The sequence below is a fragment of the Burkholderia sp. FW306-1C-G01B genome, assembly GCF_058781685.1.
The window spans coordinates 126,755-141,231 of the sequence record NZ_JBYSWZ010000007.1 but is presented as its reverse complement, the minus strand read 5'-3'; the positions used below and the strand labels follow the sequence as shown (position 1 = coordinate 141,231).

Here is a 14,477-nt window from a genome sequence, read left to right as displayed (position 1 = left end):
GGGCATATCACGATGGCAAGCATCAAGGGAATCGGCCGCTGGCTGCACACGGGCGCGGCGGCGGCGCTGGTCGTGGCGGCGACGGTTGCGCACGCGGACACGTCGATCCTGAACGTGTCGTACGACGTGACGCGCGAGCTGTACAAGGACATCAATGCGAGCTTTGCCGCCGCGTACAAGCAGAAGACCGGCGAGACGGTCGCGCTCAAGCAGTCGCACGGCGCGTCGAGCGCGCAGGCGCTGTCGGTACTGCAGGGGCTGCAGGCCGACGTCGTGACGATGAACCAGCCGAACGACATCGACCTGCTCGCCGAGCGCGGCCAGCTGCTGCCGAAGGACTGGCGCGCGCGCTTCCCGGACAACAGCTCGCCGTACTCGACGACGATGGTGTTCCTCGTGCGCAAGGGCAACCCGAAGGCGATCAAGGACTGGAGCGATCTCGCGAAGCCGGGCGTCCAGGTGATCATCGCGAACCCGAAGACGTCGGGCAACGGCCGCTACGCGTATCTCGCCGCGTGGGGCTTCCAGAAGCAGAAGGGCGCGACCGACCAGCAGGCGCTCGACTTCGAGAAGGCGATCTTCCGCAACGTGCCGGTGCTCGACTCGGGCGGCCGAGGCGCCACGACGACGTTCACGCAGCGCGGCATCGGCGACGTGCTGGTCACGTTCGAGAACGAAGTCGCGCTGATGGATACCGGCGCGTCGGGCGCGCAGTTCGACGCCGTGTATCCGTCGGCGAGCATCCTCGCGGAGCCGCCCGTCGCCGTCGTCGACAAGGTCGTCGACAAGAAGGGCACGCGCAAGGTCGCGCAGGCGTATCTCGACTACCTGTACACGCCGCAAGCGCAGGAGATCATCGCGCAGCATCATCTGCGCCCGCGCGACGCGAACGTGCTGAAGAAGCATGCGGCCGAGTTCAAGTCGCTGAAGACGTTCAGCGTCGAGCAGGTCTTCGGTAGCTGGGCGAACGCGCAGAAGACCCATTTCGCCGACGGCGGCACGTTCGACCAGGTGATCGTCGACCGGAAGTGATAACGGCGCGCACCGCGCGCTTGTCCGCACGATGACGATGCAGCCGGCCGCTTTCATGCGGCCGTTTTTTTTTTCGACGCTGCGCGTCCGCACGCGTCCGGCGGCGCGGCAAATTTCCATTCCGAATCGGCACGCATTCCCGGCCGCCGCCGCGCGTGCTACGCTCATCGCCTTTCTGCAACCGGCACCGCGCGATGAACGTCGATTCGTCCTCCCCCGCCTCCCGCGGCCGTGGCCGCAAGATCTGGTCGGGCACCCGCCCGGTGATCGCGTACGGGATGCCGCCGCTCGGCTGGCGCGACTTCTATCACCGCGCGCTGACGGTGAGCTGGCCCGTGTTCTTCCTGTCGCTCGCGGTGCTGTTCCTGCTGCTCAACAGCGGCTTCGCGACGCTCTACATGCTCGGCCACGCGCCGATCGCGAACCAGTCGCCGGCCGGGTTCGGCGGCGCGTTCTTCTTCAGCGTCGAGACGCTCGCGACCGTCGGCTACGGCGACATGCATCCGCAGACCCTCTATGCGCACCTGGTCGCGACGTTCGAGATCTTCGTCGGGATGTCGAGCATCGCGCTGGCCACGGGGCTCGTGTTCGCGCGGTTTTCCAGGCCGCAGGCGAAGATCCTGTTCGCGCGCTATGCGATCGTGCGGCCGCTGAACGGCCGAATGACGCTGATGGTGCGCGCCGCGAATGCGCGCCAGAACGTGATTGCCGAGGCGCAGGCGAAATTGCGGCTGATGCGTGTCGAAGGCACGCACGAGGGCTACTCGCTGCGCAAGATCCACGACCTGCCGCTCGTGCGCAGCGAGCATCCGATCTTCCTGCTCGGCTGGAACCTGATGCATGTGATCGACGAATCGAGCGCGCTGTTCGGCGAGACGCCCGAATCGCTCGCCGCGCGCGACGCGTCGCTGCTGATCACGATCGAGGGCTCGGACGAGACGACCGCGCAGGTCATGCAGGCGCGTCACTCGTGGGCGCATGGGGAGATCCGCTGGCGTCACCGCTATGTCGACCTGATGCACGACGAAGACGGCATCACGCACATCGACTACACGCATTTTCACGACATAGTGCCGGTCGACGCCGACACCGACGAGCGCGGTTCGCCGGGCGTGGTGGTCGACGCGGGCGCGGCGGCGCAGGGGCCGGCTGCGTAGGTGTGCTCGCGGGGCGGCGGGCGCCGCCCCGCATGCGTCACGCGTGCAGCAGACGCGCCGCTTCGCGTTGTTCGATCGCGACCGCGCGGCGGAACGCGTCGCGGTCCTCGGCTCGCGCGACGTAGTCGCCGAGCACGCCTTCGTGCGGCAGCAGATGCGCGTCGAACGCGATCTTCAGCGTGCTGGCGAGCAGCAGGTCGGCTGCGGTGAAGCGGTCGCCGACGAGCCAGGGGCTATGGGCGAGCGTCTGCGCGAGTGCGCGCTGCACGCGTGTGATGTTGCCCCAGCCGAACGCGACCGGATTGCCCGACGCGCCCGTGAATTTCTCGGCCATCGCCGGTTCGAGGCAGGTCGGCGTGAAGAACATCCATTGGAGGAAGCGGCCGCGCAGCGGATCGTCGGGCGCGACGCCGAGGCCGGCGCCCGGGCAGCGGTCGGCGAGATAGAGCAGCACGGCGCCCGATTCGGCGAACGGCGCGCTGCCGTCGTCGAGCGCGGGCAGCTTGGCCATCGGGTTGACCTGCACGAACGCGTCGCTGCCCTGTTCGTGCGAGCGCAGGTCGATCGGCACGAGTTCGTACACCACGCCGATTTCCTCGAGCATCCACAACGCCCGGAATGCCCGGGTCTTCGGCCAGTAGTAGAGCTTCATCGCGCCTCCGCGTTTGGGTGCAGGCAGGGTCCGGTGGATGCTCAAGCGTACCCGAGCGCAGGAGGTTCGGACAGGGGCGCCCGGCCAGGGGCGCCCGGCGAGGGGCGGCCTGCTGCGCGCGTCTCGTCCGGTGTGTTGTGTCGGACATGAATCGGGTGGAAGGCCGGGCGAAGCCCGCTGTTACAAGAGTTCTTCTAATAACTAGTTATATTTAAACTAGTTATGAATAACGTCGAAAAATCCCGGTGTAAGCCTGCGTCACTACAATGCACCGCCTCTCCCGCTGCACTCGTGCACATGGCAGTGCAGGCATTCATCCGCGATCGCGACGCTTCGCGCAACGCGGGAATCTTCAACCCGGCACCGCTGCCGCGCACCCACCGCCGGTTCGACCGCGCATGGAGACAAGCAACGAATGGCAAACGACGATCGCACCACGATCATTCCGCGAAGAACGCCGGAATCGGCGGCCATGGTGGCCGAGGTCAAGCGAGCGATGGCGATTACCGCGCGGCTCAACCGCCTGACGTTCGACGATGCGGCAGAAGTTCGCGCGTTGTTCAGTGAGCTGATCGGCACGCAGGTGGACGACGGCTTCGTGCTGATCCCGCCGTTCCATGCGACGGGCGGCGCCGGCATGAAGATCGGGCGCAACGTGTTCGTCAACCAGAACTGCACGTTCTACGACCTGGGCGGGCTCGAGATTGGCGACGACGTGATGATCGGGCCGAACGTCAGCCTCATCACGTCCGGCCATCCGGTCGAACCTTCCCGGCGGCGCGACTTCGTCGTCGCGAAGCCGATCGCGATCGAACGGAACGTGTGGGTCGGCGCGGGTGCGACGATCATCGGCGGCGTGACGGTGGGCGAGCATTCGGTCGTCGCGGCCGGGGCCGTCGTTACCAGGGACGTTCCGCCGAATACGCTGGTCGGCGGCAATCCGGCAACGGTCATCCGTTCGATTGCCGAGTGAGGTTGCCCGGAGTGCGTGTCGGCTTGAGTCGGCGCAATGGGCCGGATGTGGACAACCCACCCTCAAGGCGACTCGAAACGCTGTGCATTTGAATGGTGATGTGCCGCCAAGGCTGTCTGGACAAGGCTTTCCGGCTATGCCCGATTGCCGCGCGTCGATGCGCGGACCGCTTCCGCCGATGTGCCGATGCACGTTCCTTCGCGCGATCCGTTGTGGATATCCGCGCACCGAAACGACTCGCAGCCCTGTGCATTTCACCGGTGAGGGTGACCGGATGCCACGTAATGCATGAAGAGGGTTGTGGATAACCAATCCACGGAACGACGCGAAATGCTGTGAAATTCAGCGGTGAGTGTCGGCGCCGGATCGCGCGACGCGCCTGCTCCGGCGCGGCTTCCCGATCTCCAGCGTGGTTCTGGGCGCCGCGCATTCTAGCCGAACGCGCGCATGCGTGACCGAACGTCGAGTGCGTGGCGACGTGGATATCCGGCTCGGGAAGCCAATCGAAGGGCTGTGCATTTTAACGGTGAGCGCGGGTAAGTGGTCCGCAGCGAGCGGATTTCATTGCGCGTATCAACCTTCTCAAGCGACTCGAAGCGCTGTGTAATTCAATGGTGAGCGTGAGTGCGCTATCGGCGGACAGCCGGTCAAGACGCGGCCGTTCTGCCGACAACGTCGTCTGAAGCGCCGTGCATTTCGGGCTCGGGAGCGAGTACGCTACCGAGGGCAACGCGGATTCTCGTGTGGATATCCGGCCAGCCAAACGACTCGCGGCACTGTGTATTTCGAAGGTGAGTGTCGACGCCCGATTGGACAGCGTGCCGATGCCGGCGTGGACTTCCGGTCGTCGTGGCCCTCGGAAACGCACTTCGCCGGCCGACTCACGGATTCTCGTCCATGTGGATATCCGCCTCTCAAAGTCACTCGAAGCGCTGTGGTTTCCAACGGTGAGGGTGCGCGCGAGACCGGACGACAGGGTCGGTTCGAGCGTGGATAACTGCCACCGCAGCCACTCGAAGCGCTGTGGTTTTCAACGGTGAGGATGCGCGCGAGACCGGACGACAGGGTTGGTTCGGGCGGTGGATAACCACCACCGCAGCCACTCGAAGCGCTGTGTATTTCAACGGTGAGAGCGCCTCTGCGATTGCGCAGCGTACGTGTTCCGATGTGAATATCCGGCCAACAAACCCACTCACGATCCTGTGTATTCGATCGGTGAGAGTGAACCTCGGATCGACGAAACGAGCCGATCCCGATGTGGATATCCACCGCCGAAATCCACTCGCCGCGCTGTGAATTTCAACGGTGAGCATCGGCGCCCGAGCGAACCGGATACCGATTTCGGATGTGGACATCCCTCCCCCAACGCCACTCGAAACGCTGTGCGTTCGAACGGTGAGCGCGCGAGCCCGATCGGCTGAAGGGCGCAGCATTGTGGACATCCCGCGCCCCCGGCCAATCGGAATGCTGTGCATTTCAATGGTGAGGGTGACCGCCTCCGACAGCTGAAACCCTTATCACACGAGGCGTGAGCGCCCGCCGCCGCGCCGGCCGGTTGCGTTCGGGCCCGCACCGGTTGTTCCACCAAACCACCCGGCCGTCCCGACACCCCGCCCATCCCGCCCATCCCGCCCATCCCGCCCATCCCGCTCCGCCGCCGCGCGCGAAAACTCTCTCAAATCCCGATAAAAAGCTGTGCAGTTTTTCTCGCTGCGGGCCCGCCCGAGCAAGAAGAGAAAAAACATTCTCGTCTGCGCGCGAAAAAATAGAGCCATTCGCTGCCGCCGATCACGCGTCGTCCGACGCCCCGCCGCGCAGCCCAGAACAGCACAGCACAATCAGGAGACTTCCCCCATGACCGCCCGCTTGCCCATCGACGGCACGCCTGCCTTGTCCGACTACCGCTTGACCGACAACCTGACCGCGACGCGCGGCCGGATCTTCCTGACCGGCACGCAGGCGCTGGTCCGCCTGCTGCTGATGCAGCGCACGGTCGACACCGAACAGGGGCTCAACACGGCCGGCTTCGTCAGCGGCTATCGCGGCTCGCCGCTCGGCATGGTCGATCAGCAGTTGTGGAAAGCGCAGAAACTGCTCGACGCCGGCGGCGTGCGCTTCCTGCCCGCGATTAACGAGGAACTCGGCGGCACGGCCGTGCTCGGCACGCAGCGTGTCGAAGCCGATCCCGAGCGCACCGTCGAGGGCGTGTATGCGATGTGGTACGGCAAGGGCCCGGGCGTCGATCGCGCCGGCGACGCGCTGAAGCACGGCAATGCGTACGGTTCGTCGCCGCACGGCGGCGTGCTCGTCGTCGCGGGCGACGACCACGGCTGCGTATCGTCGTCGATGCCGCACCAGAGCGACTTCGCGATGATCGCGTGGCACATGCCGGTCGTGAACCCGGCGAACATCGCCGACATGCTCGAATTCGGCCTGTACGGCTGGGCGCTGTCGCGCTATTCGGGCGCCTGGGTCGGCTTCAAGGCGATTTCGGAAACGGTCGAGTCGGGCTCGACCGTCGATCTCGACGCGCTGCAGACGCAGTGGCCGGCGCCGGCGGGCTTCACGCCGCCGGCGGGCGGCCTGCACAACCGCTGGCCCGACCTGCCGAGCCTCACGATCGAGGCGCGTCTCGCCGCGAAGCTCGACGCGGTGCGCCATTTCGCGCGCACCAACAGCATCGACAAGTGGATCGCGCCGAGCGCGCAGGCGAACGTCGGCATCGTCACGTGCGGCAAGGCGCACCTCGACCTGATGGAAGCGCTGCGCCGTCTCGACCTGACGGTGGCCGACCTCGACGCGGCCGGCGTGCGGATCTACAAGGTCGGCCTGTCGTATCCGCTCGAGATGACGCGCATCGAGACCTTCGTCGACGGGCTAGCCGAAGTGCTCGTGATCGAGGAGAAAGGCCCGGTCATCGAGCAGCAGATCAAGGATTACCTGTACAACCGCACGGAAGGCGCGCGTCCGCGCGTGCTCGGCAAGCACGACGCTGCCGGCGCCTGCCTGCTGTCCGAACTCGGCGAGCTGCGCCCGTCGCGGATCCTGCCGGTGTTCGCCGAATGGCTCGCGCGGCACAAGCCGGCGCTCGACCGCCGCGAACGCGTCGTCGATCTCGTCGCGCCGCAGATCCTGTCGAACGAGGCCGACGCGGTGAAGCGCACGCCGTACTTCTGCTCGGGCTGCCCGCACAACACGTCGACGAAGGTGCCGGAAGGCTCGATCGCGCAGGCCGGCATCGGCTGCCACTTCATGGCGTCGTGGATGGAGCGCGACACGACGGGGCTGATCCAGATGGGCGGCGAGGGCGTCGACTGGGCCGCGCACGCGATGTTCACCAACACGAAGCACGTGTTCCAGAACCTCGGCGACGGCACCTACTTCCACTCGGGCATCCTCGCGATCCGCCAGGCGGTCGCCGCGAAAACGAACATCACGTACAAGATCCTCTACAACGACGCGGTCGCGATGACGGGCGGCCAGCCGGTCGACGGCAGCATCTCGGTGCCGCAGATCGCGCGGCAGGTCGAGGCGGAAGGCGTGTCGCGCTTCGTCGTCGTGTCCGACGAACCGGAGAAGTACGACGGCCATCACGGGTTGTTCCCGAAGGGCACGACGTTCCACCACCGCAGCGAACTCGACACGGTGCAGCGCGAGTTGCGCGAGACGCCGGGCGTCACCGTGCTGATCTACGACCAGACCTGCGCGGCCGAGAAGCGCCGCCGCCGCAAGAAGGGCGAATTCCCCGACCCGGACAAGCGCCTGTTCATCAACGAAGCGGTGTGCGAAGGCTGCGGCGACTGCGGCGTGCAGTCGAACTGCCTGTCGGTCGAGCCGCTCGAGACGCCGCTCGGCCGCAAGCGCCGCATCGACCAGTCGTCGTGCAACAAGGACTATTCGTGCGTGAACGGCTTCTGCCCGAGCTTCGTGACGGTCGAAGGCGCGGCGCTGAAGAAGGCCGCGGGCGCCGCGTTCGACGAGGCGGCGCTCGCGGCGCGCGTCGACGCGCTGCCGGTGCCCGCGACGCGCCTCGATGCGGCGCCGTTCGACATGCTCGTGACGGGCGTCGGCGGTACCGGCGTCGTGACGGTCGGCGCGCTGATCAGCATGGCCGCGCACCTTGAAGGCAAGAGCGCATCGGTGCTCGACTTCATGGGCTTCGCGCAGAAGGGCGGCTCGGTGCTGTCGTTCGTGCGGATCGCCGCGAGCGACCGATGGCTGAACCAGGTGCGCATCGACACGCAGCAGGCCGACGTGCTGCTCGCGTGCGACATGGTCGTCGGCGCGAGCGCCGAAGCGCTGCAGACGGTGCGTCACGAGCGTTCGCGGATCGTCGTCAACACGCACCGGATCCCGAACGCGTCGTTCGTGCAGAACCCCGATGCGAACCTGCATGCGGACGCGCTGCTCGAAAAGATGCGTCACGCGGCCGGCGACGGCTACCTGTCGAGCTGCGACGCGCAGGCGCTCGCCGCGAAATTCCTCGGCGACTCGATCGGCGCGAACATCCTGATGCTCGGCTACGCGTGGCAGCTCGGCCTCGTGCCGGTGTCGCTCGCGGCGATGATGCGCGCGATCGAGCTGAACAACGTCGCGGTGCCGATGAACAAGCTCGCGTTCTCGATCGGGCGGATGGCGGCCGGCGATGCGGCGGGGCTCGATGCGTTGTGGAACGCGCGTCACGCGGTGGCTACGCACGCCGCGCCGGAAACGCTTGCCGAACTGATCGCCGATCGCGAAGCGCGTCTCGATGCGTACGGCGGCGCGCGCTACGTCGAGCGCTACCGTGCGCTCGTGAACGCGGCGGCCGCGAAGGGCGACGACGCGCTGACGCGCGCGGTCGCGACGACGTTCTACCGGCTGCTCGCGGTGAAGGACGAATACGAGGTCGCGCGGCTCTACGCGGACGAGGCATTCCGCACCGCGCTCGAAGCGCAGTTCGAAGGCGTGCCGGGTCAGGCCTATCGCGTGAAGTTCAACCTCGCGCCGCCGACGGTCGCGAAGGCCGGCCGCGACGGCAGCGTGCCGAAGAAACGCGTGTTCGGCCAGTGGATGTGGCCGGTGTTCGGCATGCTGGCGCGCGTGCGCAGCCTGCGCGGCACGTGGCTCGATCCGTTCGGCTGCACCGTCGAGCGCAGGATGGAGCGCGCGCTGGCCGACGACTACGAGACGACGCTCGCCCGTGCGCTCGCCGCGACGACGGCCGGCAATGCGGCGCAGGTCGTGCAGCTGGCCGACCTGCACGCACGCGTGCGCGGCTTCGGTCACGTGAAGGTGCGCAACCTGGCCGGCGTGAAGCGCGCGGAGCGCGAGCTCGCGCTGCAGCTCGGCATCGACGCGGCGACGAGCGCGGCGGTGCAGCACGCGCTCGACGAAATGAAGGGCGCTGGCATGCTGAAGGGGATTCCGGTCGTCGTCGCGAAGTAACGCGAACGCGGGCGGATGCGAAAACGGCGACGCTTCGGCGTCGCCGTTTTTTAGGGGCGGTTGCTTCCGGGCATCGAACGGCCCGTCAGAGAATGCCTTTCTTGCGCGTCGACAGCGCGGTTTCCGACAGGTCGATCTCGCGGATCAGCTTCGTCAGCGTCTCGTCGGAAATCCTGCTCTCGCTGCGCAGCCGGTACAGCACCGAGCGTTCCGCGCGCACGGCCGCGATCCGCATCTGCAGCTCCATCGTCTCGGACTGCTTCGCTTCCGCGCGCGGCGTGGGGCCGTCCTCGGCGAGCGCGGTGAGCCGGCGGCGATACTGGTCCATCACGCGCGCCGAGATGTCCGCGCAGCGCGCGGCGCCCGATTCGTCGAGATCGGCCGAGATCGCGTCGTGCGACGAGTCGATCGCGCGGATCGCGGCCTGCGCGGCGGCGGCACGCGCGGAGCGCTCCTCGTCGGCGAGCGGGTTGCGCGACGAGCGCACGCCGCGCAGCAGCAGCGGCAGGCCGATCACCGCGACGACGAGCGAGCCGAGGATCACGGCCGACGCGACGAAGACCGCGGTGTCGCGCCCCGGCAGCGGCGCGCCGTCGGCGAGCGCGACCGGGATCGACAGCACGCCGGCGAGCGTGACCGCGCCGCGCACGCCGCCGACCGTCATCACCGCGATCGTGCGCACGCCGGCCATCGTGCCCGCGAGGCCCTGGCGCGCCGCGCGGCGGCTCGCGAACCAGCGCAGCAGCCAGACCCACAGGAAGCGGATCGCATACAGCGCGATCATCATCGCGCACACGTTGAAGATCATCCGGCCGACCAGCGCGTCGCTCGTATGGTGCGCGTCGACGAGCGCGCGGCCGATGATGTGCGGCAACTGCAGCCCGAGCATGATGAACACCATGCCGTTGAACACGAACTCGATCATCGCCCACGTGCTTTCGGCGCGCACGCGCGACGCGACGGTGCTTTTGCGCGAGAAGCTCGTGTAATTCATCATCATCCCGGCCGACACGGCCGCGAGCACGCCCGACAGGTCGAGATGCTCGGCGAACAGGTAGGCCGCGAACGGCACGAGCAGCGTCATCACGATGCCGGGGGCCGGGTCGCCTTCCTGCTCGGCGTTCAGGAAGCGCGTCGACAGCGCGCTGAACACCCACGACACGATCGCGCCCGTCGCGAGCCCGCCGGCGGCGACGATCACGAACGTGACCGACGCGGCGCGCAGCGAGAACACGCCGGTCAGCGCGGCCGCGATCGCGAACTTCAGCGCGACGAGGCCCGACGCGTCGTTCATCAGCGCCTCGCCTTCGAGGATGTGCATCAGTTGCGGCGGGATCCTGCCACGGCCGGCGATGCCCGACAGCGCGACCGCGTCGGTCGGCGACAGCACGGCCGCGAGCGCGAACGCGATCGGCAGCGGCAACTCGGGAATCAGCCAATGCGCGAAGTAGCCCACTGCGAGTACCGTCATGAACACGAGCCCGAATGCGAGCATCAGGATCGCGCGGCGCTGCAGGTAAAGCTCGCGTTTCGGAATCCGCCAGCCGTCCGCGAACAGCAGCGGCGGAATGAACAGCAGCATGAAGATTTCGGGATCGAACGTGACGTGCAGGTTGAACTTCGGCCACGCGAGGATCGCGCCGAATGCGATCTGCATCAGCGGCAGCGGCAGTTGCAATGGCAGGTTGCGCGTGACGGCGCCGGACAGTGCGACGGTCAGCAGCAGGATCAGGACTGTGAAGACGATTTCCATCGATACGGCGAATGCGGGGAATGAAACGATCGTACGGAGTGTAGCGTGCCGCAGTGACGGCTGCGCTCAAGCGGCCGGTGCGTGCGCACGAAAATGGTGCGTCGGACGCGCGCCACGCTGGTGCGGCAGCCCCGCGCACCCGCGCGGCGCATGGGTTGTTCGCTCCTTGCACGGAGCTTGCTTGATGCTGGTCAGCCGTCCGGCACCGACCGGACAACCGAGGGTCCAACCAAGACATTGCACGCGCCGTCCGTTTCGTCGGTCGGCGCGTTCGAGTGCTTCACCAGGAGGAAGGTATGACGATCGTGCAACAGGAGCGTCCGGCCGCCGCGTCGCCGTACCGGTTCGAGCGGGAGATGAGCTCCGGCCTCGAACGTCTGGCGACGCAGCATCGCGACCTGACGCTCACGACCGTGTTCCAGCCGATATTCAGCCTGTCGCACCAGCGTGCGATCGGCTACGAGGCGCTGTTGCGCGCGCACGATGCGCTCGACCGCCCCGTGTCGCCGCTCGACGTGTTCGGCGAAGCCGCGCGCCAGGGCGAACTGCTGCAGCTCGACCGGCTCGCGCAGGCGCTGCATCTCGAGAACTTCGCGCTGTTCGGCGCCGAGCGCGAGTGGCTGTTTCTCAACGTCCATCCGGGCGTGCTCACCGACCCGTTCCAGGCGGCCGCGCTGCTGGCGAACCTGAAGCGGCTCGGCATGCCGCCGCGCCGCGTCGTGCTCGAAGTGCTCGAACAGCGCGCGGACGACGTCGAGCGGCTCGCCGAGGCCGTGCGCGAATTCCGCACGCACGGCTTCCTGATCGCGCTCGACGATTTCGGCGCCGGCCACTCGAACCTCGAGCGGATCTGGCAACTGAACCCGGACATCGTGAAGCTCGACCGCATCATGCTGTCGCACGCGGCCCACCGCACGGGGCTCACCGCGATCCTGCACGGGCTGGTGACGCTGCTGCACGAGGCCGGCAAGCTCGTGCTCGTCGAGGGGATCGAGACCGAGCACGAGGCGCAGATCGCGCTGTCGTGCGAGGCCGATTTCGTGCAGGGCTACTACTTCGGCCGCCCGGCGCCGGGGCTGCCCGACAGCGCGGCCGCGACGAGCTGCATCGGCGAGCTGACCGAGCGCTTTCGTCAGCAAACCGAAGCGCGCGAGCGGCGCGACGCGCAGCGAATCGCGCCGTACCTGCGCGCGTTCGAGCGTGCGGCCGAGCGCCTCGCGGCCGGCGAACCGCTCGACGAGGTGTGCTGGAACTTCCTCGCGCTCGACGCGGCCGCGCGCTGCTTCCTGCTCGACGCGCACGGCCGGCAGTCGGGCCGCAACGTCGTGCTGCGCGCCGATCGCGCGCTGAGCGAGGCGCGCTTCTCGCCGCTGGCGGACGCGCAGGGCGCGAACTGGCTGCGCCGGCCGTATTTCCGCTCGGCGATCGCCGAGCCGGGGCGCGTGCAGGTCACGCGGCCGTACCTGTCGATCAACGAGGCGCAGCCGTGCGTGACGCTGTCGGTGGCCGTGCGCGTCGGCGATGCGCAGCGCGTGCTGTGCGGCGATATCGACTGGGTCGACGGCGAGGCGGACGCCGGCTAGCATCGCGTGCGCACCGCATGCGGCGATCCGGACGATCGGCACGCATCGGCCCGGGCGGCCGTTGCGTTCCCCGCGTGCTTCCCCGAAAATGGCGCGATCGCGGCCGTCGTGACCGCGATCGCGCCGCCCCGGGGGCCACCATGGCGGCGAATAAAAGGACAACACAATGAAAAGGCCGATTTCGCTGACCATCCTCGCATGGATCATCATCGTGACCAACGCGATCACGTGCGTCTATACGCCGTTCTCGATCGGCATGCCGACCACCCAGGCGCTGCTGTCGCACTACCTGCTGCCCGTCTGGGCGACGCTCGGCATCAGCGTGATCATCGAAGCCGCGAACGTCGTGATCGGCATCGCGATCCTCAAGGGCCGCGAGTGGTCGCGCAAGGCGTACGTCGCGACATCCGTGCTCGGCTTCGCGTTCTCGTTCGTCAACATGCCGCCGTCGATGTTCGCGGTGCTGATTCCCGGCTTCCTGCTGTTCGCGCTGTTCGTCTACCTGCTGTTCCGGCGCCCCGCGACCGCGTATTTCCGCCAGGCACTCGCGTGAGCTTCGTGCGCAACGCGCTGGCGGTCGTGCTGTTCACGATCGCGGGCATGTGCGTGATCGCCGCGCAGATGGTCGCGTTCATGAAGATCGGGCATACGGCGGCGATGCTCGTTTTCGTCGCCGTGCTGTTCGTGTTTTCGGCCGCGCTCCTCGCCGCGGGCGCGTTCGCCGGCGCGTTCCGGCCGCGTGCGCGGGGCGCGGGCATCGCGCTGCTCGTCGCGACCGCGGCCACCGCGTTCGGGATGATGGGCTGGGCGTCACTGCTGCTGTCGCCCGGGATCGTCGACGTGATGCAGCAGCAGGGCGTGGACGTGAACGCGCGGATGTTCCGGTTCGCGCCCGGTGCCGTGGCGACGGCGTTGTCCGCGCTGGCCGGCGTCTGGCTCATGCGGCGCGGCTGATACGCGCGGCGGCCGGCACGCTGGCGCCCGTCGCGCCGCTCGGCTAGGATGCGCGAATTGTCCTGACGAATCGCGAGCCGCCGATGAACCGAAACGCCGCTTCCTCCGTCCTCCTCGAAGTGATCGCCACGACCGTCGGCGATGCGAAGGCCGCCGCCCGCGCGGGCGCCGACCGCCTCGAACTCGTGACCGCGATCACCGAAGGCGGGCTGACGCCGAGCGTCGGCCTGATCGAGGCCGTCGTGGCCGCCGTGCCGATTCCCGTCAACGTGATCGTGCGTCCGCACAGCCGGTCGTTCGTCTACGACGCCGACGACCTGCGCGTGATCGAACGCGACGTGCGCGCGGCCGTCGCGGCCGGCGCGAACGGCGTCGTGTTCGGCGCGCTCGATGCGCGCGGCGACGTCGATCTCGGCGCGCTGACCCGCATCGCGGCGGCCGCGGATGGCCGCGCGCTGACGTTCCACCGCGCATTCGACGTGTCGCGCGACCTGAACGCCGCGTTCGACGCGCTGCTGCGCGTGCCGGCCGTCACGTCGGTGCTGACGTCGGGCGGCCATCCGTCGGTGCTCGACGCGGCCGCGACGATCACGCGGATGGTGCGGCAGGCCGAAGGGGCGACGTGCACGGTGCTGGCCGGCTCGGGGCTCACCGTCGATGCGGTCGGCGATTTCGTCCGGGCCACCGGCGTGCGCGCGGTGCATTTCGGCTCGGGCGTGCGGCCGCGCGGCGAGGTGCTGGCGCCCGTCGACGCACAGCTCGTCGAGCGGGTGCGCGCGGCGCTCGACGGCGCGGCGTCGCACGTATGACACGCGTGTAGCGCGCGTGTAACGTGCACGGCGGCCGCCGCGCATACGCGGCGCGACCGTCGAAGGCGGCACGCTGGCGCGTCGGGGAGACCGCGATCCGCAAGGCGCAGGGCCACGCGGCGCAGACGATCGGGCGA

At 68.1% G+C, this 14,477-nt stretch carries 10 protein-coding genes; 8 read left to right on the top strand and 2 right to left on the bottom strand.

Annotation, left to right across the window (positions count from 1 at the left end; translation table 11 throughout):
* The first annotated feature begins 12 nt into the window (after positions 1-12).
* Positions 13-1,032: a sulfate ABC transporter substrate-binding protein gene (locus AC3WLY_RS15775; RefSeq protein WP_310135433.1), complete on the top strand. Its 1,020-nt coding sequence runs from the start codon at positions 13-15 to the stop codon at positions 1,030-1,032.
* Positions 1,033-1,226: 194 nt separating this feature from the next.
* On the top strand, positions 1,227-2,189 hold the full coding sequence (locus AC3WLY_RS15770) for an ion channel (RefSeq protein ID WP_492310221.1): 963 nt from the start codon (positions 1,227-1,229) through the stop codon (positions 2,187-2,189).
* Positions 2,190-2,226: 37 nt separating this feature from the next.
* On the opposite strand, the gene AC3WLY_RS15765 is transcribed toward AC3WLY_RS15770, so the two are convergent.
* Positions 2,227-2,841 carry a glutathione S-transferase family protein gene (locus AC3WLY_RS15765; protein ID WP_152858577.1) on the bottom strand — a complete coding sequence of 205 codons (615 nt, stop codon included), beginning with the start codon at positions 2,839-2,841 and terminating at the stop codon, positions 2,227-2,229.
* A gap of 415 nt (positions 2,842-3,256) precedes the next feature.
* On the opposite strand from AC3WLY_RS15765, the gene AC3WLY_RS15760 reads away from it, so the two are divergent.
* A complete protein-coding gene (locus tag AC3WLY_RS15760) occupies positions 3,257-3,814 on the top strand; it encodes a sugar O-acetyltransferase (protein WP_204424773.1) in 558 nt (185 codons plus the stop codon).
* Positions 3,815-5,668: 1,854 nt separating this feature from the next.
* Complete coding sequence (locus tag AC3WLY_RS15755; RefSeq protein ID WP_492310222.1) at positions 5,669-9,241, top strand: indolepyruvate ferredoxin oxidoreductase family protein; 3,573 nt, start codon at positions 5,669-5,671, stop codon at positions 9,239-9,241.
* A gap of 85 nt (positions 9,242-9,326) precedes the next feature.
* Here AC3WLY_RS15755 and AC3WLY_RS15750 read toward each other — a convergent pair whose 3' ends face one another.
* On the bottom strand, positions 9,327-10,994 hold the full coding sequence (locus tag AC3WLY_RS15750; protein ID WP_492310223.1) for a Na+/H+ antiporter: 1,668 nt from the start codon (positions 10,992-10,994) through the stop codon (positions 9,327-9,329).
* A 296-nt stretch (positions 10,995-11,290) separates the two neighbouring features.
* Between AC3WLY_RS15750 and AC3WLY_RS15745 the strand changes: the two genes are divergently transcribed.
* The 4 genes from AC3WLY_RS15745 (at position 11,291) to AC3WLY_RS15730 (ending at position 14,340) form a co-directional block, all read left to right on the top strand.
* Positions 11,291-12,577, top strand: a complete 1,287-nt coding sequence (locus AC3WLY_RS15745) for a sensor domain-containing phosphodiesterase (RefSeq protein WP_175963778.1) — start codon at positions 11,291-11,293, stop codon at positions 12,575-12,577.
* A gap of 166 nt (positions 12,578-12,743) precedes the next feature.
* Positions 12,744-13,130, top strand: a complete 387-nt coding sequence (locus AC3WLY_RS15740) for a hypothetical protein (protein ID WP_425131628.1) — start codon at positions 12,744-12,746, stop codon at positions 13,128-13,130.
* Positions 13,127-13,531 (top strand): hypothetical protein, encoded by a 405-nt coding sequence (locus AC3WLY_RS15735; protein WP_492310224.1) that lies wholly within the window; start codon positions 13,127-13,129, stop codon positions 13,529-13,531. Before AC3WLY_RS15740 ends, AC3WLY_RS15735 begins: the two co-directional genes overlap by 4 nt.
* 83 nt (positions 13,532-13,614) lie before the next feature.
* Complete coding sequence (locus AC3WLY_RS15730; RefSeq protein ID WP_175963781.1) at positions 13,615-14,340, top strand: copper homeostasis protein CutC; 726 nt, start codon at positions 13,615-13,617, stop codon at positions 14,338-14,340.
* Positions 14,341-14,477 lie beyond the last annotated feature (137 nt).

What these genes read in the sequence shown, in the direction of transcription:
- AC3WLY_RS15755 (WP_492310222.1), top strand. Translation starts at nt 5,669, where the DNA reads ATGACCGCCCGCTTGCCCATCGACGGCACGCCTGCCTTGTCCGACTAC.
- AC3WLY_RS15740 (WP_425131628.1), top strand. Translation starts at nt 12,744, where the DNA reads ATGAAAAGGCCGATTTCGCTGACCATCCTCGCATGGATCATCATCGTG.
- AC3WLY_RS15745 (WP_175963778.1), top strand. Translation starts at nt 11,291, where the DNA reads ATGACGATCGTGCAACAGGAGCGTCCGGCCGCCGCGTCGCCGTACCGG.
- AC3WLY_RS15750 (WP_492310223.1), bottom strand. Translation starts at nt 10,994, where the DNA reads ATGGAAATCGTCTTCACAGTCCTGATCCTGCTGCTGACCGTCGCACTG.
- AC3WLY_RS15730 (WP_175963781.1), top strand. Translation starts at nt 13,615, where the DNA reads ATGAACCGAAACGCCGCTTCCTCCGTCCTCCTCGAAGTGATCGCCACG.
- AC3WLY_RS15775 (WP_310135433.1), top strand. Translation starts at nt 13, where the DNA reads ATGGCAAGCATCAAGGGAATCGGCCGCTGGCTGCACACGGGCGCGGCG.
- AC3WLY_RS15770 (WP_492310221.1), top strand. Translation starts at nt 1,227, where the DNA reads ATGAACGTCGATTCGTCCTCCCCCGCCTCCCGCGGCCGTGGCCGCAAG.
- AC3WLY_RS15765 (WP_152858577.1), bottom strand. Translation starts at nt 2,841, where the DNA reads ATGAAGCTCTACTACTGGCCGAAGACCCGGGCATTCCGGGCGTTGTGG.
- AC3WLY_RS15760 (WP_204424773.1), top strand. Translation starts at nt 3,257, where the DNA reads ATGGCAAACGACGATCGCACCACGATCATTCCGCGAAGAACGCCGGAA.